This is a genomic window from Microbulbifer rhizosphaerae (assembly GCF_014191725.1).
Taxonomy (GTDB): domain Bacteria; phylum Pseudomonadota; class Gammaproteobacteria; order Pseudomonadales; family Cellvibrionaceae; genus Microbulbifer; species Microbulbifer rhizosphaerae.
Window position 1 is genome coordinate 163,276 of record NZ_JACHWZ010000001.1, and the last position, 23,297, is coordinate 186,572.

18 protein-coding genes and 3 tRNA genes are annotated in these 23,297 nt (G+C 60.1%); 9 read left to right on the plus strand and 12 right to left on the minus strand.

From position 1 onward, the window contains the following. Positions 1 to 61: 61 nt before the first annotated feature. Positions 62 to 1,108 carry a LacI family DNA-binding transcriptional regulator gene (locus FHS09_RS00575; protein ID WP_183455612.1) on the minus strand — a complete coding sequence of 349 codons (1,047 nt, stop codon included), beginning with the start codon at positions 1,106 to 1,108 and terminating at the stop codon, positions 62 to 64. A gap of 725 nt (positions 1,109 to 1,833) precedes the next feature. On the opposite strand from FHS09_RS00575, the gene edd reads away from it, so the two are divergent. From edd to FHS09_RS00620, 9 genes are all read left to right on the plus strand, one after another. Beyond that, positions 1,834 to 3,651, plus strand: coding sequence for a phosphogluconate dehydratase (gene edd / locus FHS09_RS00580; protein ID WP_183455614.1), 1,818 nt, complete (start codon positions 1,834 to 1,836; stop codon positions 3,649 to 3,651). 74 nt (positions 3,652 to 3,725) lie between these two features. Next, positions 3,726 to 5,186 carry a glucose-6-phosphate dehydrogenase gene (zwf, locus tag FHS09_RS00585; RefSeq protein ID WP_183455615.1) on the plus strand — a complete coding sequence of 487 codons (1,461 nt, stop codon included), beginning with the start codon at positions 3,726 to 3,728 and terminating at the stop codon, positions 5,184 to 5,186. Positions 5,187 to 5,202: 16 nt separating this feature from the next. Further along, positions 5,203 to 5,913, plus strand: a complete 711-nt coding sequence (gene pgl / locus FHS09_RS00590) for a 6-phosphogluconolactonase (RefSeq protein WP_183455617.1) — start codon at positions 5,203 to 5,205, stop codon at positions 5,911 to 5,913. Positions 5,914 to 5,978: 65 nt separating this feature from the next. Continuing rightward, entirely contained in the window at positions 5,979 to 6,608 is a 630-nt protein-coding gene (locus tag FHS09_RS00595) for a bifunctional 4-hydroxy-2-oxoglutarate aldolase/2-dehydro-3-deoxy-phosphogluconate aldolase (RefSeq protein WP_183455619.1), read from the plus strand. 47 nt (positions 6,609 to 6,655) lie between these two features. Next, positions 6,656 to 7,690, plus strand: coding sequence for a type I glyceraldehyde-3-phosphate dehydrogenase (gene gap / locus FHS09_RS00600; protein WP_183455621.1), 1,035 nt, complete (start codon positions 6,656 to 6,658; stop codon positions 7,688 to 7,690). A 167-nt stretch (positions 7,691 to 7,857) separates the two neighbouring features. Next, complete coding sequence (pyk, locus tag FHS09_RS00605) at positions 7,858 to 9,294, plus strand: pyruvate kinase (protein WP_183455623.1); 1,437 nt, start codon at positions 7,858 to 7,860, stop codon at positions 9,292 to 9,294. A 417-nt stretch (positions 9,295 to 9,711) separates the two neighbouring features. Then, entirely contained in the window at positions 9,712 to 12,285 is a 2,574-nt protein-coding gene (locus tag FHS09_RS00610; RefSeq protein ID WP_183455625.1) for a TonB-dependent receptor, read from the plus strand. A gap of 246 nt (positions 12,286 to 12,531) precedes the next feature. Next, a complete protein-coding gene (locus tag FHS09_RS00615; protein WP_183455627.1) occupies positions 12,532 to 13,248 on the plus strand; it encodes a SapC family protein in 717 nt (238 codons plus the stop codon). A 277-nt stretch (positions 13,249 to 13,525) separates the two neighbouring features. Then, positions 13,526 to 14,578: a sulfite exporter TauE/SafE family protein gene (locus tag FHS09_RS00620; RefSeq protein ID WP_183455629.1), complete on the plus strand. Its 1,053-nt coding sequence runs from the start codon at positions 13,526 to 13,528 to the stop codon at positions 14,576 to 14,578. 31 nt (positions 14,579 to 14,609) lie between these two features. Here the strand turns inward: FHS09_RS00620 and FHS09_RS00625 are convergent. The 11 genes from FHS09_RS00625 to FHS09_RS00675 all read right to left on the minus strand — a co-directional run bounded on the left by FHS09_RS00625 (position 14,610) and on the right by FHS09_RS00675 (position 23,238). Next, positions 14,610 to 14,684 (minus strand) — tRNA-Gln (locus FHS09_RS00625). 39 nt (positions 14,685 to 14,723) lie between these two features. Then, a tRNA-Met gene (locus tag FHS09_RS00630) sits at positions 14,724 to 14,800 on the minus strand. A 118-nt stretch (positions 14,801 to 14,918) separates the two neighbouring features. Further along, positions 14,919 to 15,833: a DMT family transporter gene (locus tag FHS09_RS00635; RefSeq protein WP_183455631.1), complete on the minus strand. Its 915-nt coding sequence runs from the start codon at positions 15,831 to 15,833 to the stop codon at positions 14,919 to 14,921. 117 nt (positions 15,834 to 15,950) lie between these two features. Then, complete coding sequence (ychF, locus tag FHS09_RS00640) at positions 15,951 to 17,042, minus strand: redox-regulated ATPase YchF (RefSeq protein WP_183455633.1); 1,092 nt, start codon at positions 17,040 to 17,042, stop codon at positions 15,951 to 15,953. A 39-nt stretch (positions 17,043 to 17,081) separates the two neighbouring features. Beyond that, positions 17,082 to 17,684, minus strand: a complete 603-nt coding sequence (gene pth, locus FHS09_RS00645; RefSeq protein ID WP_183455635.1) for an aminoacyl-tRNA hydrolase — start codon at positions 17,682 to 17,684, stop codon at positions 17,082 to 17,084. Between the two features lie 11 nt (positions 17,685 to 17,695). Next, entirely contained in the window at positions 17,696 to 18,328 is a 633-nt protein-coding gene (locus tag FHS09_RS00650) for a 50S ribosomal protein L25/general stress protein Ctc (RefSeq protein WP_183455637.1), read from the minus strand. Positions 18,329 to 18,518: 190 nt separating this feature from the next. After that, positions 18,519 to 19,448, minus strand: coding sequence for a ribose-phosphate pyrophosphokinase (locus FHS09_RS00655; RefSeq protein ID WP_221191731.1), 930 nt, complete (start codon positions 19,446 to 19,448; stop codon positions 18,519 to 18,521). Positions 19,449 to 19,542: 94 nt separating this feature from the next. Next, positions 19,543 to 19,617: transfer RNA gene (locus FHS09_RS00660), tRNA-Gln, on the minus strand. Then, entirely contained in the window at positions 19,608 to 20,495 is an 888-nt protein-coding gene (ispE, locus tag FHS09_RS00665; protein WP_183455641.1) for a 4-(cytidine 5'-diphospho)-2-C-methyl-D-erythritol kinase, read from the minus strand. The genes FHS09_RS00660 and ispE overlap by 10 nt, the downstream gene beginning before the upstream one ends. 312 nt (positions 20,496 to 20,807) lie before the next feature. Beyond that, complete coding sequence (gene lolB / locus FHS09_RS00670) at positions 20,808 to 21,473, minus strand: lipoprotein insertase outer membrane protein LolB (RefSeq protein ID WP_183455643.1); 666 nt, start codon at positions 21,471 to 21,473, stop codon at positions 20,808 to 20,810. Next, a complete protein-coding gene (locus FHS09_RS00675) occupies positions 21,457 to 23,238 on the minus strand; it encodes a tetratricopeptide repeat protein (protein WP_183455645.1) in 1,782 nt (593 codons plus the stop codon). Before FHS09_RS00675 ends, lolB begins: the two co-directional genes overlap by 17 nt. Positions 23,239 to 23,297 lie beyond the last annotated feature (59 nt).

Here is a 23,297-nt window from a genome sequence, read left to right on the forward strand (position 1 = left end):
TCCTTTTTGTGTGGAATGGAGCCAGATCCGCATTCCGCATTCCGCATTCCGCATTCCGCATTCAAGTCGGCGCCGGCCCGCTGGAGTCCCGCACCACCAGCGACGGAATGAATTCGCGCACGATTCCCGCCTCCTTGGTCGCGGTGCCGCTTTCCGCTGCGCCCTTGCCGCGCGCTTTGCTCAGTACCAGCGCTGCAGCGCACTTGGCGATCTCGTTGTTGGGCTGATGGGCGGTGGTGAGTTTGGGCCAGGTCTGGCGGGAGAAGGGACTGTCCTCGAAGCCGACGATGGAAAGCTGTTCCGGGATATCGATATTCATCAGACGTGCGGCGAACAGTGCACCCGCAGCCATTTCGTCATTGCTGGCAAAGATCGCCGTGGGTGGCTCAGCGGACTGCAACAGGGTTGTGGCCCCCTGCACCCCGGAGTCGAAGGAGTATTCCCCCTTCAGGATCAGGTTCGGGTCCGCGGCGATACCCGCCTGCTGTAGGGCGCGCTTGTAGCCGTCCAGGCGGCCGTAGGTGGATACGTGTTCCTCGCCTCCGCAGAGAAAACCGATGCGTTTGTGCCCCAGCTGCAACAGGTGCCGGGTGAGACCGAAAGCCGCGGCGCTATCGTCCACCTGGATACAGTTTTCCTCGTCCTCCAGCGCAGCGGCGCTGGAGACGATGCGCACGTAATCCACTTTGAGCGATTTGACTGTGTCGATCACCGCCTGGGTTTCAGAGAAGGGCGGGGTGAGCACCAGGCCGGCGATTTTTGAGTGCTCCACCAGGGTTTTCAGTTCGTCGTGCACCGAGGCGGATTTGGAATTGCTGGGGTGGATCAGCAGTTCGTAACCGCGCGCCTTGCAGGCCTTGAGTATGCCGTTTTGCATATCGATCACGTAGTAGGCGTTGGGGTTGTCGTAGATGAATGCGATGGTGTAGGAGCGGCTCCCGGCCAGGTTGCGCGCCGCCAGGTTGGGTTGGTAGTTGAGCGCCTTCACCACCTCCATCACTTTTTTCCTGGTGGCCGGACGAACCGAGGGCTCGTTGTTGATCACCCGGGAAACGGTCTTGATGGAGACGCCCGCCTGTGCGGCGACGTCGTTGATCGTGGCTTTCATCGGTGGCGCCTGTCTTTATTTTGGCCGAGGCGGGCATTCTAACACCGGGGACTGGGGAGGTGCGTTCGTTCCTATCGTGAAGGAAAACTACAAAACCAATTGACAACCCATCTTGTGATGGGGCTCCTTATTGGATGACAGCGTTATCATTTCTTGCGAGAGGCGCAATGCCTGTCATTAGAGAGGAATAAACAGCGCCAACTTTCCCACCCGGCGCACGGTTCTACACCCCAGATTGCGCGCAGGCTTGCCGGAAGTGGGAAAGGCCGAAGATGCGGCGGTATCCTTCCAGGGGGAAAGTGAATTGAGGCGCTTGAAAGTGTTTGTAATTTTACTACATAATGGCGGCCTTGCTATTGCCACCGGTTTCGAGGGTTTCCGCGCAACACAATTCTGCTACACAAGCTGCTGGCTTCGTACCTTTGGATGCACTGATTGCCCTGCATGAGCACAAGATTTTTTGTCTGGGGGCATATTTTGGAAATTTATTCTCGTGCCTGTGTGGCGTGGAACTGGGGAAAGGGCTGGCTGCGGCGCTACAACACAATTGGAAAGTAGCGATCTACCCGGCTGGCGGTTCCATCGCGCCGCTGACCGAAGGCTACCGGCGGGCAAAGGCCGGCGCCGCAGCGCTCGGATTTGCCGTCTGTTACAGCGAGTTAACGCGTGCGATGGGCACGCTTCGCTTTGCCCATCCTACACAACCAGTTGAGTTACGGATCTTTATGGTACAAAGCAAAATCCAGGCGGTTACCGAGCGGATTATCCAGCGCAGCGAGGAGACGCGCGCAGAATACCTCGCTCAAGTAGAGCGCGAACATATCGAGGGGCGCGCCAGCGCCCGGCTGTCCTGCGGCAACCTGGCGCACGCTATTGCCGCTTCCAGCGACCGCGACAAAAACCTGATCGCCTCCGGGCGCGGGCCCAACCTGGCAATAGTCACCGCCTACAACGACATGCTGTCGGCGCACCAGCCCTACGGTACCTATCCGCAGCTGCTGAAAGAAGCTGCGATGCGCAGTGGTGCCAGCGCGCAGGTAGCCGGCGGCGTACCCGCCATGTGCGACGGCGTGACCCAGGGTCGCCCCGGTATGGAAATCGGACTTTTCTCCCGCGATGTGATCGCCATGTCCACCGCGGTGGCCCTGTCCCACGATGTCTTCGAGGGCGGCCTCTACCTGGGGATCTGCGACAAGATCGTCCCGGGACTGGTGATCGGTGCACTGGCCTTTGGCCATCTGCCGGCGGTATTCGTACCGGCGGGGCCCATGCCCACCGGAATGTCCAATGCGGAAAAGGTGCGGGTGCGCCAGCTCTATGCGGAGGGCAAGGTAGGGCGCAAGGAACTGCTGGAAGCGGAGAGCGCCTCCTACCACAGCCCGGGCACCTGTACCTTTTACGGTACTGCCAATAGCAACCAGATGTTGGTGGAAATCATGGGCCTGCAGCTGCCCGGCAGTTCCTTCGTAAACCCCGGCACCGAGTTGCGCAACGCGCTCAATGATGAAGCGGTAAAACAACTGGTGCGGATCACCGAGCCCAGCCAGTTCACGCCCCTCTCGAAAATTCTCACGGAAAAAGTCTTTGTCAACGGCATCGTCGGCCTGTTGGCCACCGGTGGTTCCACCAACCACACTCTTCACCTGGTGGCCATGGCCCGCGCGGCGGGCATTCAGCTGACCTGGCAGGATATGGCGGAACTCTCCGACATCGTGCCGCTGCTGTGCCACGTGTATCCCAACGGCACTGCGGACATCAACCACTTCGCCGCCGCCGGTGGCATGCAACTCCTGATTCGCGAGCTGCTGGACGCCGGCCTGCTGCACGACGATGTACACACGGTATTGGGCGACTCCGGCCTCAAACCTTATTGCTACGACCCGTTCCTCAACGAAGACAAGAGCGGCCTGGTGTGGCGCCCGACCGCAGAGAAGAGCGGCGACACGACGATTATCCGCCCCGTCAGCGATCCTTTCTCCAGCCACGGCGGCCTGCAATTGCTGGAGGGCAACCTCGGTAAGAGTGTGATAAAGATTTCCTCTCTCAAACCGGAATATTTGAAAGTGAAGGCTCCGGCGGTGGTGTTCCACGACCAGGACGCACTGATCGACAGCTTCAAGGCCGGCGAACTGGACAAAGACTTTATTGCGGTGGTGCGCTTCCAGGGCCCCCGCGCCAACGGCATGCCGGAACTGCACAAGCTGACCCCGCCCTTGGGCGTGCTGCAGGACCGCGGTTTCAAGGTGGCACTGATTACCGACGGGCGTATGTCCGGTGCTTCCGGTAAGGTGCCGGCGGCGATCCATATATCCCCGGAGGCAGTCGACGGCGGCCCCATCGCCAAAATCCGGGACGGCGACCTGATCGAACTGGACTGTGAGGCGGGTATCCTGCGTGTAGATGTGGAAGACGCCGAACTGGCTGCACGGGAACCGGCGGAGTGCGACCTGTCTGCCAGCGCCCGCGGTACCGGACGCGAACTGTTCGCCAATATGCGCGCGCTGGCCAGCGGTGCGGAGAGCGGTGGCAGCATATTGTTTTGATGCTTTTCGGTGCGCGATAGCCGTTTATGGCGGCGGAGCACCGGGGAAAATACAGAAATTTTAAGAGCAAATTTATGGCTACTCCTTTCGACATGGTGTTATTCGGCGGCGGCGGCGACCTGGCCCTGCGAAAGCTGATTCCCGCACTGTACCGAGCCCATCTGGAGGGCAGTTTGGCAGAAGGCTGCCGCATTTTTCCGGTGTGCCGTCGCCAGGAAGACGCCGACCAGTACCTGGACACTGCCCAAGAGGCACTGAAGACCCATTTGCGCGACGGCGAGTACAGCGATTCCGCCTGGCAGGCTTTCAGCCAACTGTTGCGTGCAGTGGCCCTGGACATCGCCGAGCCGGACGATCGCTGGGACCAGCTGGCGGATATCCTCCGCGCCGAAGAGGATCGCGTGCGGCTCTTCTACCTGGCGATTCCACCGGCGGTATTCGGTCCCTGCTGCGAAAACCTGTCTCTCAAGGGATTGATCAACGGTCAGTCCCGGGTGGTGGTGGAAAAACCCCTCGGCTACAACGCGCAGACCTCCGACGAAATCAACAGCAAGATCGCCAGTTATTTCCCGGAAGAGAATATTTTCCGTATCGACCATTACCTGGGTAAGGAAACCGTACAGAACCTGCTGGCGCTGCGTTTCAGCAACGTGCTGTTCGAGCACCTTTGGGACGCCAAGTCCATCGACCATATCCAGATCAGCATCGCGGAAACCGTGGGCCTGGAAGGGCGGGCCGGTTTCTACAACGAGACCGGCGCGTTGCGCGATATGGTCCAGAACCATTTGCTGCAACTGCTGTGCCTGATTGCGATGGAATCCCCCAACAGCATGTCGGCAAAAAATATTCGCGCCGAAAAAATCAAAGTGCTGGAAGCGTTGCGCCCGCTGGCGGGTAATACGGTGGACAAAAATATCGTGCGCGGCCAGTACGTGGCCGGCGGCCTGGGCACCCAACTGGTGCCCGGCTACCTGGAGGAGCTGGAAGCGGCCTCCAGTAGTACAGAGACCTTCGTCGCCATTCGCGCCCATATCGACAACTGGCGCTGGGCGGGTGTGCCCTTCTATTTGCGCACCGGCAAACGCATGGAAAAGCGCTGTGCGGAAATCGTAATCCAGTACAAAAAAGTCTCTCACCGGGTATTCAGCCCAGAGGCGGGGGATGTATTACCCAACCGACTGGTGATCCGCCTGCAGCCCGAGGAGAGCATCAAGCTGGTGCTGATGGCGAAGAAAATGGACAGCCTGACCATGGAGCTGCGTCCGGTGGAGCTGAACCTCACCCTGTCGGACACCTACGACACCTTCCGCAGCGACGCCTACAAGCGCCTGATGCTGGATGCGGCGGCCAACAACTCCGCTCTGTTTATCCACCGCGACGAAGTGGCCGCAGCCTGGGCCTGGGTGGATCCGATCATCGACCACTGGCACGAGACCAATAATCAGCCGCAGCTCTACCGGGCCGGCAGCTGGGGCCCACAGGCGGCCGGCGATCTGCTGGAACAGGACGGGCGCCACTGGTTCAACGCGCAATAACATCGGGGTGGGCGCAATGGTAGAAGAGAAATTTTATCCGGATCGCGAGCGTCTGGTACTGGCCCTGGCCAACGACTGCGCCAGTGCGCTGCAGTTGGGGATCAAGGAGCGCGGTCAGGCGGCCTTCCTGGTTTCCGGTGGCAGCACGCCGAAGCCCGTGTACCAGGCCCTGTCAAAAAGGCCGCTTCCCTGGCCGCAGATTACAGTCGCCCTGGTGGACGAGCGCTGGGTGAACAAAACGGCCAGCGGCAGCAACCACGCGTTTATCGAGGACAACCTGCTGCAGAACAACGCCTCGGGAGCACCCTTCCTGGGAATGAAAACGCCCCACGCCACCGCCGCGGAAGGTGAGGCGGATTGCCAGCAGGCCTACGGCGAACTGCCCAGACCCTTCGATGTCTGCGTACTGGGAATGGGTAGCGACGGTCACACCGCCTCGCTGTTTCCCCATGCCCGGGGTCTGCAGGAGGCGCTGGACCCACAGTCCAATCAGCTCTGCCGCGCGATTACCGCGCAGCAGAGTGAAGTCACCGGCAGCCACACCGAGCGTATGACCCTGACCCTTGCGGCAATTTTGCAGGCGCGGGATATCAAGCTGCTGATCACCGGTGAGGAGAAACTCAGGGTCTACCGCGAGGCGTTGCTGGGCAGCGACGAACTGGAAATGCCGGTGCGCAGTATTCTCAAGCAGGGCCTTAAATCGGTCACTGTTTACTGGGCGCCGTAAACGCCGGGTTTCTGCCCGGTCCGTGGGCCGCAGGTCCGCTACAAAGAGCAATTTGGAATTTGATGATGCAAAAGAATATCTCCGAAATACTGGAGCAGGCTGGAGTTGTCCCGGTCCTGGTTATCGATAATGTCGAAGACGCCCTGCCGCTGGCCGAAGCGCTGGTGGAAGGTGGACTGAACGTGCTGGAAATCACTCTGCGTACCGAGGCGGCGCTGCCGGCGGTGGAGCGGATAGCCAAACACCTGCCGGACGCCCATGTGGGCACGGGCACTGTACTGAGCGGTGATGATTTACAGCGTTCCGTGGACGCCGGCGCGAGCTTCCTGGTAAGCCCGGGTGCCACCGAAAAACTGCTGGATGCCGCGGAAGGTTCCACTGTACCGCTGCTGCCCGGCGCTGCGAACCCGTCTGAAGTAATGCGCCTGCTGGAACGGGGTTATCGCTACCAGAAATTCTTTCCCGCCCAGGCGGCGGGTGGCGTGCCCATGCTGAAGTCCATTGCCGGTCCCCTGGCGCAGGTGCAGTTTTGCCCCACTGGCGGAATAGGCCCGGGCAATGCGGCGGAATACCTGGCGCTGCCCAACGTGATGTGTGTGGGCGGTTCCTGGATGGCGGCTTCCTCCCTGGTCGTGGAAAAGAACTGGGGGGAGATTACCCGCTTGGCGAAAGAGGCAGCCGCGCTGAAAGGTTGAGAAAGCGCGGTTGATTGGAAAATCCAAAATATTGAAGGTAAAGCGAGATGAAAATAAAGATCGCCATTAACGGCTACGGCAGAATCGGACGCAACGTCACCCGTGCTATCTACGAGTCCGGCTATCGCGACCGCGTACAGCTGGTGGCCATCAACGACCTGGCTCCGGTGGAGTCCAACGCGCACCTGACCCGTTTCGACACCATCCACGGCCGTTTCAACACGCCGGTATCTGTCGATGGCGATGCGCTGGTGATCGGTGGTGACCGCGTACGGGTGTGCCAGGAGCGCGACCCGGCGCAACTGCCCTGGAAAGAACTTGGGGTGGACCTGGTGCTGGAATGTACCGGACGCTTTACAGACAAGGCCTCGGCCTCGGCACATATGGCCGCCGGCGCCAGAGCCGTATTGATTTCCGCGCCCTCCAAGGATGCAGACCTCACTGTGGTCTACGGCGTAAACGATGACAAACTCACCGCCGACCACAAAGTGGTTTCCAACGCTTCCTGCACCACCAACTGCCTCGCGCCGGTGGCCAAGGCGCTGCACCGGGAGCTGGGCATCGAGCGCGGTTTTATGACCACCGTGCACGCCTACACCAACGATCAGAACACCCAGGATGCGGTGCATGCGGACATCTACCGCGCCCGCGCCGCCGCCGACAATATGATCCCCACCAAAACCGGTGCGGCCGCGGCGGTGGGCCTGGTGTTGCCGGAACTCAAGGGACTGCTCGACGGCATGGCCGTGCGTGTGCCGGTAAACAATGTTTCCCTGGTGGACTGCCAGTTTATCGCCGGGCGCGAAACCACCGTGGAAGAGGTCAACAGCATTATGCAGCAAGCGGCGGAAACCAGCGGCGGCGTACTGACCTACTGTGACCAGCCGCTGGTATCCGTGGATTTCAACCATACCACGGCTTCCAGCCACTTCGACGCCAACCACACCCGGGTCAACGGCAACCTGGTCAAGGTGATGGCCTGGTACGACAACGAGTGGGGCTTCTCCCACCGCATGCTGGACACCAGCCTGGCGATGTCGGAAGCGTTGCAGTTGCAGGAGCGCGTAGCCGAAACTGTCTGATACCCCGGGAGCTCGGAGCTTTTTTAGGCGGGCTGAAGGCTCCTTAGCTGAGCTGAAGGCTCCAGCTCCGCGTCGGGCCGTGAGGCCCGCGCTCATTTTCCCCTCTCCCGCATACGGGAGAGGGTATTAATCTCTCTAGTCTCACCAAATAACTCTAACTGGTTACTATGATTCGCCATACTAAAATCGTCGCCACCCTCGGCCCGGGCACTGACAAGCCCAATGTGATCGAAGAAATGATCCGTGCCGGTGTCAATATCGTGCGCCTCAATTTCTCCCACGGCTCCGCCGACGACCACCGCCGCCGCGTGGCGGAAGTGCGCCGCGCGGCCACCGCGCAAAACAAGCTGGTCGCGGTACTGGGGGATCTTCAAGGTCCAAAAATCCGTATTGCCCGCTTTGCCGAGGGCAGTATCTGGCTGGAGAACAACAGCGAATTCACCCTGGATGCCGATTGTCCGGCAGAGGGCGGTGACCAGCACCGCGTGGGTGTGGACTACCCGACCCTGATCAGCGACTGCAAGGCCGGCGATATCCTGCTGCTGGACGACGGCAAGATCCGCCTGGAAGTCACCGGTACCACTCCGCAGAAACTTTTCTGCCGGGTGCTCCAAGGGGGCAAACTGTCCAATAACAAAGGCATCAACCTTCTCGGCGGCGGCCTTTCAGCCCCCGCGCTGACAGAAAAGGATTATCGGGACATCGTTCTCGCCGCCGAACTGGATGTGGATTTCCTAGCGGTGAGCTTCCCCCGTTGCGCCGAGGACCTGGAGACCGCGCGACAGGCCATGCAGAAGGCGGGCAGCCAGGCAGCCATCGTCGCCAAGGTGGAGCGGGCCGAAGCAGTGGCCGACGACCAGCAGATGGACGATCTGATCCTCGCCGCCGATGCCATTATGGTGGCCCGCGGCGACCTGGGTGTGGAGATCGGCGATCCGGCCCTGATCGGCGTGCAGAAAAAGCTGATCAACCGCGCCAATGCCCTGGACCGCGGCGTGATCACCGCGACCCAGATGATGGAATCCATGATCACCAGCCCCACACCCACCCGCGCCGAAGTGATGGACGTGGCCAACGCGGTGCTGGACGGCACCGATGCGGTGATGCTCTCCGCCGAGACTGCCGCCGGCGACTTCCCGGTGGCCGCGGTGGAATCCATGGCCGAGGTGATCGTGGGCGCGGAACAGTACCTGGGCAGCGTACCGCGACCGGCCGCAAACCAGAGCGCTTCCGACCGCATCGACACGGTGATCGCCCAGGCGGCCATCGATGTGGCCGCGCGGGTCGAGAACCTATGCGCGGTGGCTGCGCTCACCGAGTCCGGCCGCACCCCGCGCATCATGTCCCGGGCTACCACCCACCTGCCCATCTACGCACTCACCCGCCACCCGCGGGTGGCGCGCCAATTGGTGCTGCTGCGCGGCGTGGAAGCGGTGGAATTCGATCCCGCCTCGGTGCCCCTGGGTCACCTGACCGACTCGATCATCGAAGTGCTGGGCTCCCGCCTGGACCTGCAAAAGGGCCAGCGGATTCTGATCACTCAGGGCGAACGTGTGAACGTGGGCGGCCACACCAGCTCTATGCGTATCAAGGAAATTGAGTAATATTTAACCGGTCTGTCTCTGCCCTGCGCCAAGCGTGGGGCAGGACAGATATTTCAAAAGAACTTCCTTGAATAAGCCTTCCATTCTGACGGTTTTCTGATCAAGTCCGAATAAGTGGAAATGCCTCAGCTGTCATAAGTAATTATTTTCCGCTTCGCTCGAATTCTTTGAATTATCTATAACTTATTGTTTCACAAAGTTTTTTCCAGATTGCTTACCGGACCTGTGCTAAATCAATCAAACCTTTCGCAAAATTAGCACCGAGGCGGTAGCTTTTTATTTTCTTTCTGTGTATTGTCGACGCCGAAAATGACAGCGCTATCATTCTAAATAATGACAGCGCTATCATTTTGAGGTGCAAGGTAAAGAAAATTTCTAACCAAACCTTTATATCAATAAAAAAGGAAGGGGAAACCGATGCTCAAGCGCAATAAACTCGCACTCTCCATCAGTGCGGCCATGCTCAGTGGCGGTCTGGTGGCGCCGTTGGCCCAGGCCCAAAGTGGTGAAAACCTGGAAGAGGTTACCGTAACCGGTATCCGCGGTTCACTCCAGGACGCTCTCAGCACCAAACGCGATTCCCATGCGATTGTAGATGCAATCTCTGCCGAAGATATCGGCAAATTCCCGGACAAAAACGTCGCCGAATCCCTGCAGCGTGTACCCGGCGTAACTATTCAGCGGCAATTTGATGAAGGTGCCGCCGTTTCTATTCGCGGCGCCGGCAACGACTTGACCCTGACCACCTTGAATGGCCAGAACGTCGCCTCCACCGGTTGGTTTGTACTGGAGCCGGCCAAGCGCAGCTTCAACTACGAGTTGCTGCCGTCTGAACTGGTTGGCGATATCAAGGTGTACAAGAGTGCACAGGCCGACCTGGCGGAAGGTGGTGTGGGCGGTACCGTCGAAATCAATACCCGCAAACCGCTGGATTTGGATTCCATGACTTTGCACGGGTCGTTGGAAGGCTCCTACCAATCGGATTCCAATGAAGTAGACCCGCAGGCGTCGGGGCTTGCCAGCTGGAAAAACGACTCTGAAACTTTCGGTGTGCTGGTCTCCGCTGTTTCCCAGGAACGCAGCCTGCAGCGCCAGGGAAATGAAGCTTTCTGGGAGTGGGGCGCCGGTCCCGTGGCTTTCGAACAAGAGCGCAAACGTTCAGCGGTTACCGCCACTTTTCAGTATCAGCCCAACGACCGCCTGGATATCGTATTTAACGCTATCGATATGAAAATGGAGGCGGATAACACTAACTATGCTCTGTGGCTTACCCAGGGTAACTGCGGCTGGTGTGCAGACGAAAATGGCGATCCGATCACTGTTGATCCCGAGGATAAAATCAATGGCACTACGGCTCGCGGGCCGATAGCGGTCGCTTATTATCAGGCACGACCTCGCGAAGCCACCATGAGCTCGGACGTTTACGATCTGAGTGTCGATTATTCCGGTGACGGCTATATTCTCAGTTTCCAGGCGGGAAGAACCACTTCCTCCGGTGGTACTGATTTTGAAATGGTTTTGGATGATGGATCTGGTGGTACCCCTGTAGACGGCACTTACGACTTCTTCGGACGGCAATCCTGGGACCTCGGTAGCTTCGACATGAGCAGCTATGATCCCGGCTCACTGGCTATGGGAACAGGCGCTAACTACAATGCCACACCCAAGACAGACGATGAGACTTATTTTCAATCGGATCTGGAATTCGATGTGGAATTTGGTGCGATCAATGCGATTAAAGCAGGCCTGAAGTGGTCCGACCACAATACCAGCAGCCGTAAATACACTTACTTACTGAGTTCCTCGTTCGATCCGGTGATCCCCACTGCTGAGGTTCTGGATGGAACCATAGACGCCGGCAGCTACGAGATACCAAAAATCGATGCTGATGCGGCTAAGGACTGGGCCAGATCCGCTACTATTGGCAAAGAGGAGGATCTGGGTTCCTACAGTGAGGTTGATGAAACCAATAGCGCGGTCTACGTGATGGCAACTTTCGGTAGCGATAATGTGCGCGGTAATTTTGGTGTGCGTTACGTTACTACTGATGCCTCTTCTACTTACTATCTGCAGGATGCCGATGGCAATTATTTGCAAGAGGACATAGACGGTGATTACTCCGAATTCCTGCCGAGCTTTAACTTGGCTATGGATCTGAGTGATGATGTCATCCTTCGCACCTCGGCCGCCCGTGTTATGGCGCGTCCTCAATATGTAGATATGTATGTCAATCCACAGGTGTCTGGTGCAGACGATGATCTTGCCGACAATCAGTTCTGGGTTATCGGTAACGTGGATCTGGATCCATTTATTGCCAATCAGTTCGATATCGGTCTTGAATGGTACTTCACTGAAGGTTCGCTCTTGTCTGGTGCTATCTTCTACAAGGATGTGAGGAACTTCGTTACCTATACCAACACTGACGCGACTGCCGCTGAAATTCCGTTTGCCGGAGTTCTCCGTCCAAAGGAGGAAGCGGCTGGTTGGACGGTTCAGGTCAAAGACAACAACAATGACGCAACTATTCAGGGCTTTGAACTGAGCTACCAACAGGATTTCGGTAATGGTTTTGGTACCATTTTGAACTACACCAATACTGATACCGAAACGAATCCCGACACTTATACGGATGGCCGAACAGTACTGAGCGACAGTTCAGAGCATGTTTATAACCTGATGGGTTATTATGAAAATGACCTCTTCTCCGTTCGCTTGGCGTACAACTGGCGAAGCGAATATATGATTCGCGAGACCGGTTCCTATGGCAACCGCTTGCATGATGATTTCGGCACTCTTGATCTGAGCGCATTGTGGCAGGTTACCGACAATATAGATGTTAAGTTGAATGCTACGAATCTTCTGGAGGAGGATGCGACTCAGTACGGCAATAATGCTGAAATTACTCCGGGATCGGGGTTCACTTCTGGATTCCCGTTGTACGAGTACGAATACGCTCGTCGGATTGATCTGGGGATTTCCGCCAGGTTCTGAGCCAGAATGCCGATTGGAGGTAGGTATGGAAAAGGGGAGTCTCTGCTTCCCCTTTTTATTCGGGCCATCCACGGCTCTCTGGGGGCGGCCATAGGTCGTGCAAGACAGCGGTTTTGCCGTCGGCGCACCCTGAGAAGGGGCCCCTGGCCAGCCGGGTTGGCCCAAATTGCTTATGGAAATCTGGCCGTATAAAAAATATACTCTCCGGCTTCAATCAGAATAACCAGATCAATCCAATGGTGTTGTATGACGACTAACCAAGCCCCCAAAATCGTTCCCCTGCGCAGCGACGTTCACCGCAACCTGAAGGTGAGCGAGCTGGGCAGCTTTGAGCATGTGAAGAACAGCCATATGGTTCCGGTGACTGCGCACGAGTTCAGCCGCCTCGGGGCCGAATACCCGATTGTTTTTGTCAAGAATTCCGATACCGGGCAGTTCCAGTCGGTGGCTCTGTTGAGCCTGAAGGTGGGGGAGAACCTGTTTGTAGAGGACGGCCAATGGCAGGGCGTATTTGTGCCGGGCTGTATCCGCAACCATCCCTTTGTGCTGGCGCCGAATGGCCAGGAGCAGGAGCAGTTGATGGTCGCTCTGATCGAGAACAGTCCGCTGGTGACCGAGGAGGAGGGGAATGCCCTGTTTACCGAATCGGGCGAGGAGACGGACTACCTGAAGACCAAAAAGCAGACTCTGGTCAGTTTCCTGGAGAGCGACCAGATGACCAAAGCTTTTGTAAAGGTTTTGGTCGATATGGAATTGCTGACGGCCCAATCGGTTTCAGTCAACGCCGGAGAGGAAAAGATCAACCTCAACGGACTCTATATCGTCGATGAGAAGAAGCTCAACGAGCTGAGCGAAGAGCAGTTTGAGGACTTCCGCAAGCGGGGTTTCCTGCCGCCTATTTACGCCCAACTGGGATCCCTGCATCAGCTGTCCAAATTGGCCAAGATGCAGGCAAGTGCCTGATGATGTGATGTAACCGCCAGATGCGATTGGGCTCATGGATAAGAATAATGGTCATATCAGCGGGCCGCTAAGCGGTCAGATGCAAGGGGCATTTGCGCAGGCGTAGCCGGCTACGTCAAGCAAATGCAACGCCGCAGATGGCTGCTTAGCGGCCCGCCCGGAGGGAGCCCCCCAAAATACCCACAGCTGCGTTGCAGCTCTTGAAAATGGAATGACCATTCCCTGCGAGCTGCGCCTAACTGTGAGCATTTTGGGGGGGCTGATAGGACCATTTAGTATGAGACACCACGCTAGTACCGGAAGAAGTAGACTTTGGCTTTGGGGGCTGTGGCTGGCGGTTTTTTATGGCGGCTGGCTTATTCTGGTAGCGGTGTTTGGCCACTGGCAAACCGCTGAGGATCACTGGCCGATGGCTCTCGCCATGGCGCTGGGCAGCTACGCAGCCGGTTCCACTCCCATGGGGGGCGGCACCGTGGGCTTTCCGGTGCTGGTGCTGCTGTTCGATATGCCGGCGAGTCTGGGACGGGATTTCAGTTTTGCAGTGCAATCCATCGGTATGGTCAGCGCCAGTATCTTTATCCTGTGCCGGCGGCAGCCGCTCGCCTGGTCGATGTTGCGCGGCGCTATGCTGGGGAGTCTGGTCGGCACATCCCTGGGCATATTTCTGATTGCCCCCTTTGTGGCGGATCTGTGGATAAAGCTGACCTTTGCAGTTCTCTGGGGCAGCTTTGGCGTTCTGCACCTGTACCGTCTGGGGGAAATCACTTCTTTCACCGGCGATGCCCGCGGGCGGGAGCGCCAGGATTTCAGTTTGGGCCTGGTGCTGGGTTTACTGGCGGGCGGCTTCGCCGCGGCGGTGACCGGCGTGGGTATCGATATGGTGATCTACGCGGCGCTGGTAGTACTGTGCCGGGTGGATCTGAAGATCGCGATTCCCACTTCGGTAGTGATTATGGCGTTTACCTCCGTCGTCGGTGTGGTGGGGAAAAGCCTCAGTGGTGACTGGCAGCCGGGCGTGTTCGGCAACTGGCTCGCCGCGGCGCCGGTGGTGGCGCTGGGCGCGCCGCTGGGAGTATTTGTTGTGAGCCGTATCGGCCGCCGGCCTACACTGCTGGTGGTGGCGATGCTCTGCGTGGGGCAGTTTGTATGGACCTGTTTCGAGGAGAGCGCCGTGCTCGGTCCTCGGGGGTTGGCCCTCGCCGCAATGTCGCTTGGAGTTTGCATTCTCGGTTTTGAGTGGGTAAGACGTATCGGAATGCGGTTGGCCGGGGTGGACGCCGGTCGCACTATACACCCGGGTTCGCAGGTGCCCGTCTCGACCGGACTGTGAGCCGCTAGGGAAGTTTTTACGATTTGAAAAATGGCTGGGGCGGTAGGATTCGAACCTACGCATGACGGGATCAAAACCCGCTGCCTTACCGCTTGGCTACGCCCCAGTATCGGGACGGCGAAAAATATATTTCGCCGATTGAAAGTGGTAGCAAGGGGGAGACTTGAACTCCCGACCTCAGCATTATGAGTGCTGCGCTCTAACCGGCTGAGCTACCTTGCCACTTTGACCCGGCTCAGGTCCGGTGTGATTTCCGGGCCAACCGAGGGCGCGCATTATCGGGCCCTGAAGCGGGACTGTCAACCCCTGTTTTCGCTGTCTTTTCAGTAAGTTAGCGCAGTCAGCGGCCTTTTCCCACGGCGGCCAGAAGGGAGCCGCAAACCACGCTCAGGGCGCCCAGCCAGCTGATCCAGTTGAGCGGTTCCGCTTCGATGTAGCCGGGCCAGAGGGCGCCTATGACGGCGCTCAGGGCTAAGGTGGTCAGCGGCACCAGGGCCAGGGTGGCGCTGACGCGGGAGGCTTCCCAGTTGGCCAGGGCCTTGGCGAAGGCACCGTAGGCGATCAGGGTGTTGGCGGTGAGGAACAGCAACAGCAGCCAGCCGAGCCAGTCCAGTTGTATGACGCTGGTGGGCTCCGCCAGAGGCAGGAAGCTGACGGTGCCGGCGAAGTAGATCAGCACCAGCAGGTCCTGTGGCGTGGCGCGGGCCAGGATTTTCTTCTGGAAGAAGCCGTACGCTGACCAGCCGATCGCCGCCACCACGATAAGCCCCAGCCCCATCAGGTATTCGCTGTCCGCGCCACTCACCAGTTCCGGCAGGCGCTGGTTGAAGAACAGCGGCAGTCCCGCCGCCACCAGTGCGACTCCGAGCCATTGGCGCGGCGAAAAGCGTTCCCCCAGCCAAAATACACTGGCGATCAACAGTATCAGTGGCGCCAACTGAATGACGATCTGGGCGGCGCCGGCGGTGATGAACTTGAGGCCGGAGGCGTAGGTCAGGTAGTTGGTGAGCAGGCCGATCATCGCGCACAGGGTGAAAGGCAGCAGGGCGCGCTGGAACAGTTGGCGCAGGTTGAGCTGGTGCGACCAGCTGTAGTAGCCACCGGCGAGCACCGCGGCGCCCACGAAACGGTACCAGGTGGCGGTGGTGGCACTGATGGTGTCCAGCAGACCCTTGAGAGCAATGGGGAGCAGGGCCCACATAAATACGGTGATCAGTGCCAGGGGCAGGCCGATTTTCCAGTTGGATTGGGTCATGTGGTGTGGGGGCCGGTAGGGGCGGCCGTTGGTTGCGATGGAATAGCTGGCGCGGAGTCGGGCTGGCTATCTATCACGGCCAACGGCCGCTCCTACTAAAAAAGGAGTTGTTCGTCGTTAGACGTTAAAGCGGAAATGGATCACGTCGCCGTCCGCGACGATATAGTCCTTGCCTTCCAGGCGCCATTTTCCCGCTTCCTTGGCGCCAGCCTCGCCTTTGTGGGTGACGAAATCGCTGTAGCTCACCACCTCCGCGCGAATAAAACCTTTCTCGAAATCCGTGTGGATCCTGCCCGCGGCCTGGGGTGCGGTGGCACCCACGGGAATGGTCCAGGCGCGCACTTCCTTGACCCCCGCGGTGAAGTAGGTGTGCAGGCCCAGCAGTTGATAGCCGGCGCGGATCACGCGGTTGAGGCCCGGCTCCTCCATGCCCAGTTCTTCCAGGAATTCCTGTTTTTCGTCGTCGTCCAATTCGGCGATTTCCGCTTCCAGTTTGTTGCAGATGGGCACCAGTACCGCATTTTCCTCCGCGGCGATGGCGGCCACCGCATCCAGGTGCGGATTGTTCTCGAAGCCGTCCTCATCCACGTTGGCGATATACATGGTGGGCTTGACAGTGAGCAGGCTCAGTTCGCGGAGATCCGCCAATTCGTCTTCCCCCAGGCCCATGGAGCGCAGCGGTCTGGCCTCGTTCAGGTGTGGCTGGATCTTTTCCAGCAGCGCCTTCATCCGGATTGCGTGCTTGTCCTGGCCCTTGGCGGCGCGGGTAAAGCGCTGCAGGGCCTTTTCCACGGTTTCCAGGTCCGCCAGCGCCAGCTCGGTGTTGATCACCTCGATGTCCGATACCGGGTGCACCTGATTGGCCACGTGGATGACGTTGTCGTCTTCAAAGCAGCGCACCACATGGGCGATGGCGTCGGTCTCGCGGATATTGGCGAGGAACTTGTTACCGAGGCCCTCGCCCTTGGAGGCGCCCGCCACCAGACCGGCGATGTCGGTGAATTCCATGGTGGTGGGGATCACCCGCTGGGGCTTGACGATCTCTGCCAGCTTATCCAGGCGCGGGTCCGGTACCGGCACCACGCCGGCGTTGGGCTCGATGGTGCAGAAGGGGAAATTTTCCGCGTCGATACCCGCCTTGGTGAGGGCGTTGAACAAAGTGGATTTGCCCACGTTGGGCAGTCCGACGATACCGCAAGTAAAACCCATGGTGTTTTTCCGGTTGCGTAGGGCGGCGCGCCGCGCACTCTACGTTTTGCTGTTGGTGTGGAGTTCTTTCATGGCCGCACCCCAGTCGCCGGAAGCGGCGATGGGCATCACGTCGACAGCGCGGTCGATGGCGTCTGCCAGCTGCTCCTGTTCCGCGCCCGGGGCGCGCTGGAGCACATAGTTGACCACATCGCGGGCACTGCCCGGGTGGCCGATACCGAGGCGCAGGCGCATAAAATCGCGATTGTTGCCCAGTGCGGAGATGATATCCCTCAAGCCGTTGTGGCCGCCGTGGCCGCCGCCGGATTTGAGGCGCGCGGTGCCTGGTGGCAGGTCCAGTTCATCGTGGGCCACCAGTATTGCCTGGACGGGTATCTTGAAGAAGTGTGCCAGCGGGCCCACCGACTGGCCGCTGCGATTCATATAGGTGGTGGGAATCAGCAGGCGAATATCTTCGCCGCCGATCCGCACCCGGCCGCTGAGGCCGCGGTATTTGCTGTCCGGCACGAGCTGGGCGCCATGGCGGCGCGCCAGCTCGGCGACGAAATCGGCACCGGCATTGTGGCGTGTCCGGTCGTACTCGGGGCCGGGGTTGCCCAGGCCCACGATCAACTGGATTGGCGTATCCGGTCCTTTCGACAATGTGCTTACTCTTAGCCTTCGCCGCTCTCGCCTTCAGCTTCACCCTCGGCTGCCGCTTCGATAGCGCCGCGGGGCTTATGTACTGAAGCGACAACCAGGTCGTGGTCCGGGCCGTGGGAGAGGGCAACAGACTCGACGCCGGCGGGCAGTTTCAGGTCGGAGATGTGGATAGTGTCGTCCATTTCCAGGTCGGCCAGGTCCACTTCGATAAACTCCGGCAGCTTGGCGGCGGGGGCGCTGATTTCCAGTTCGGTCAGGGTATGGGACACAATGCCGCCGGCCTTGACGCCTTTGCAGGTTTCTTCATTGAGGAAGTGCAGGGGCGCCTTGATATGGACCTTGGTGTTGCCGGATACGCGCTGGAAGTCCACGTGCAGCAGTTGCTGCTTCGCCGGGTGGCGCTGCAGATCCCGCAGGATCACCTTCTCTGCCTTGCCATCCACGTCCAGGGACACGACGGAGGAGAAAAAGGCTTCGTTTTCCAGGGCCTTGAACAGTTCCTTCTGCAGAACGGAGATGGATTGCGGTTCGGCCTTGCCACCGTACACGATGCCGGGGACACGACCTTCCTGGCGACGCAGGCGGCGGCTCGCACCTTTCCCTTCGTCGCTGCGGACGTTGGCGTTCAATGTGATATCAGACATGGGATTAAAACCTCGGGTTGTCTGCCCAGGGCGACCTGCGACCGGATCGCTCTGGCGTTGAAGTAAATCGGGCCAATCGGGCCCAATAGTAAACGCCCGGCGGGGCCGGGCGGGCGCGTATTATACAGAGGGCAGGGGACGGAGGACAGAGGACAGGCAGCGAAATCTGTCCTCAGGCTTCTGTCTCCTGTTATCTGAACATGGCCGACAGGGATTCCTCGTTACTGATTCGGCGCATGGACTCGGCGAGCATGGCGGACAGGGTCAACTGGCGGATCTTCGGGGCCCGCTGCATCTTGTCGCCCAGAGGGATGGAGTCCGTGACCACCAGTTCGTCCAGCACTGAGTTGTTCAGGTTCTCGATCGCCTTGCCGGACAGCACCGGGTGGGTGCAGTAGGCCACCACTTTCTTGGCGCCGTGCTGCTTGAGGGCATTGGCGGCATTGCACAGGGTGCCGGCGGTGTCCACCATATCGTCCACCAGCAAGCAGGTGCGGCCGTCGATCTCGCCGATGATATTCATTACCTCGGCCACATTGGCTGCCGGGCGGCGCTTGTCGATAATCGCCAGTTCGCAGTCCAGGCTCTTGGCCACCGCGCGGGCGCGCACCACGCCACCGATATCCGGGGAGACCACCACCAGGTCCTCGTAGCTCTGGCGCTCGATATCGTCCAGCAGTACCGAGGAGCCGTAGACGTTGTCCACCGGCACGTCGAAAAACCCCTGGATCTGCTCCGCATGAAGATCCACGGTCAGCACCCGGTCGATACCCACGCTCACCATCATATCCGCCACCACTTTCGCGGAAATCGGCACCCGCTGGGAGCGCACCCGGCGATCCTGGCGCGCATAGCCGAAGTAGGGGACCACCGCGGTGATGCGGCCGGCGGAGGCGCGGCGCAGGGCGTCCACCAACAGGATCAGCTCCATCAGGTTGCGGTTGGTGGGCTGGCAGGTGGACTGCACTACAAACACATCGCGGCCGCGCACGTTATCGGTGATCTCAACCGCAATCTCGCCGTCGGAGAAGCGTTTTACCACCGCTTCGCCCAGGGGGATCGCCATATGGTCGACAACTTTCTGTGCCAGTTCCGGGTTTGCGTTGCCGGTAAACACCATTAAGTCAGCCACGGGAGTACCTTGTGTTTCGATTGAGGAGGAGGGATGGATTGTGAGGCGACTGTCTTCTGACTTCTGTCCTCTGACCTTTGAATGGCTGGGGCGGTAGGATTCGAACCTACGCATGACGGGATCAAAACCCGCTGCCTTACCGCTTGGCTACGCCCCAGTAATTTTTGAAACAGCTTTCAGTTGTCGGTGCGCGGGGGATTCCTGTACCCCCGCGGCGACAAGGCCCCGCCACCCGGCCGGCGCTTTGGCGAGAATACTTTCCGCCGTTTGCGCCGAATCGAAAGCCGCGAAAACGCAGGCCCCGGTACCGGTCAGATGCGCTCTGGCAAACTGCTGCAGCCAATCTTTGGCCGCGCGTACCGCTGGATAGAGGCTCTCGACCAGGGGCTGGCAATCGTTGCCGGAATACTCTTCCAGCCATTCGCTGTCCAACCACCGGTCGCGAAGGTGCGCTAATGTAATTGGGGCAGAATCTCTTGTCAAACGCGGATCGCCGAACACCGCCGCGGTGCTCACCTGGCAGTCCGGCACCAGCACCAGGTAGTGCCGGGTCTCGGTAACCACTGGAGTCAACACTTCACCGATGCCCTCCGCCCAGGCGGTGCGGCCGCGTACGAATACCGGCACATCTGCACCGAGCTGCCGGCCCAGTTGCGCGAGCTCGTTGAGGGTGAGGTGGCATTGCCACAGTTGGTTGAGCCCCAGCAGTGTGGTGGCGGCGTCGCTGCTGCCACCACCAATGCCGCCGCCCAGGGGCAGGTTTTTGTGCAGGCGAATATATGCACCGCCGGTGCAGCCGGTTCTCTGTTGCAGCAAATGCGCGGCGCGATAGATCAGGTTCTCCTGCAGCGGGATTTGCAGGCTGCCGGCGTCGACACTGATTTCGCTGTTGGCGCGCAGCTCGAAGTCCAGCTGATCGCCGAAATCGAGCAGTTGAAACAGGGTCTGCAACCGGTGGTAGCCGTCTTCGCGACGGCCGAGGATACGCAGGAACAGGTTCAGCTTGGCCGGTGCCGGCAGTTGCAGGTCGGGCATAAATTTGTGGTTGCGGCAAAAAAAACGGGTGCTAGTGTCCTGTATGGTACTAAATAGTGATACCAGAGCCCCCCAGATTGTTCACAGTTAGGCGCAGCTCGCAGGGAATGGTCATTCCATTTTCAAGAGCTGCAACGCGGCTGTGGGCCCTCTCTACCAGGTGAAGAGGGGGGCTCCCTTCGGGCGGGCCGCTAAGCAGCCATCTGCGGCGTTGCACTTGCTTGACGTAGAATGACTACGCCGGCGCAAGTGCGGCTTGCATCTGGCCGCTTAGCGGCCCGCTGGTGTCACTATTTAGTACCATACAGGACACTAATTTTGCGGCAACCACTCCTTGATCACCAGCGTCACTTTGACCGGCCCCGCCGCCTGGCGGGTTTCCGCCACGATGCGGGTGGGTAAGACGTAGGCCCCGACGTTCTGGTAGCCGCTGAAGTTCAGGTTCCAGCCGGCCTGCTGCAGACTTTGCAGTTGCCCCTGGCCGCCCTTCTGCTGGCCCTCCACCGGCGCGTCGGGCGCGGCCATGCCGCGCACCCAGTAGTACATTTCCGCCACCGGTAACGGCCAGCCGAGAATCTCTGCGGTGAGCTCCGCCGGGGTGGCGGCCTGCAGCGGCACCTCGCCGCCTTTTTGCAGGGTCACGCCGGCGGGCGTGCCGGTAATCACCGTGGTGCCGGCGCCCAGCGGGCCACTGAGATGGATGCGGTAGTTTTGTGCGGTGCGCTGCCACCACTGCAGATTGGCGCTGCCGTTCTCCCCCGGCGAGCGCACACCCAGTTTGCCGTTGATGGTCCAGTGCTGGAGCTGTGCCGCCGGCGATTCCGCCGCAATCGGGGGCCGCGGCTGCGGTTGCGACTGCTGGCCGGCACAGGCTGCGAGTGTTAAGGCGACCCAGCCGAGAAGCAGGCGCTGCAGCGCCCTGCGCTCACTGTGTGCCGCGATTTTCCAGAGACCCGTTTTTTCAAGATTCAGAAACATGCTGCTCCACTCCCCCTTTGTCGCGCAGCCGCTTCATGGCCGCCGGGATGACTTTGCTCTGCGGATTGATTTCCAGGCCGCGCTGCCAGACTTGCACAGCCTGTTCGCGATCGCCCTGCACCCAGAGTACTTCGCCCAGATGCGCGGCGATTTCGTGGTCCGGCAGTTTTTCCATGGCTTCCCGCAGATACTTTACCGCATCGCTGTGATTGCCCAGACGGTACTGCACCCAGCCCATGCTGTCGATAATAGCCGGATCCTCCGGGCGCAATTGCAGTGCCCGGGCGATCAACTGCTGCGCCTCGTCGAGGCGCGTGTCGTCCTCGGTCAGTTTGTAACCCAGGGCGTTGAGCAGAGTGGGGTTGTCCGGATCGCGTTCCAGCAGTTTGCGCAGGCCGCTCTCGTAGGCGGCGGAATTTCCCAGGTGGCTGCTGGTGACGGCGTGGGCGTAGATCAGGCGGCCGCTCTCCCGATGCTGCTCCAGGGCCTTGTCGAGCAATTCCAGGGCCTGTTGGTGACGCTTATGCTTGTTCAGCAGCTCCGCCTCCAGCAGGTAAAAGTGTTCCGCCTGCTCCGGGTGCCGCCGGCGCAGTTCGGCAAACCAGTCGCGGTTGTTCCCCGCCAGGCCGGCGGTGGCCAGCAGTTGGGTGCCGCGGGTAATCGCCTCCACATAATCGCCGCCGGGTTCCACTGCGCGGTAGTGGGCGATAGCGCCGTCGACGTCTTTTTCCCGCTCGGCGATGCTGCCCAGGTAGAAATGCGCCGCGGACTGGTGCTGATCCAGCTTGAGCAGGCGCTCGAACAGGGGTTTGGCCTGGGTAAGGCTGTCGGTTTCAAAGCGGATCAGCGCCAGCGACAGGATCATGTTGCCGTCGTAGGGGCGCTGGGCCACCAGCTCGGCGAACTGCTGTTGCGCCAGGTCCAGGTCCTTGCGGATCAGCAGGCGCGCATACTGCAGGCGCAGGCGGCTCTCCTGGGGGTAGGTGCGCACCAGGTTCTCCAGCAGTTGCAGGGCCTCTTCGCGCCTGTTCTGGTCCACCAGCAGGTGGGTTTCCAGCAGCGGCGCGTCGAGCATTTCCGGGTGCTGTTCCTGCACCCGGTGGACGATGGACAGAGCCTGTGGGTATTGCTCCTGGGCGCGCAGCATCATCGCGTGGGCCAGGGCCGCCTCGCCGTTTTGCGGATACTTCTCCGCCAGCCGGCGAAATTCCGCCAGGGTCCGCTCTTCCACTTTTTCATCCGCCACCGCGGCGGCGGCGAGGGATTGCAGCGGGGCGTCGCCGCCCAGGTCCAGGGCTTTTTCCGCGTGGGCCAGCGCTGTGTCCAGCTCCCCCGCCAGAGCGAGTTCGGCGGTGGCGGCCAGCTGCGCCTCTACCTCCTCCGGCTCCAGTTCCACCCACAGCTGCGCCGAGCGCAGCGCCGCGCGACGGGCGTTGAGGAAGCGCGCTATGTGGGTGGCTCGGGCCGCCACCCCGGGGTCCTTGGTGCGCTCGGCCTGGTAGTAGTAGTTGGCCAGGGCCACGTCATACTGCTCGCGGTTGCCGGCCACCTCCGCCACCAGCAGGGTGTAGAAGGTCTCGATGGGGAAGGGGCGGGCGTCGGCTTTCTCCTCTGCGGGCGCCACGGGCTGGGGCTGCGGCTCCGGGAGAGTCTCTTCCCGGGCAGATTGCTGGGCGCAGGCGCCGAGCAGCGCGCAGATGGCCGCGGCGAGCAGCGACTTGTGGGAAAGCAGGCGGGAGAAGCGGGCCGGGATTGCTGGAGGCATAAGGGCGTATCCGTACGTTACGGGGACATCAGATGGCGTCTTTTGAGCGGTTATCGCCG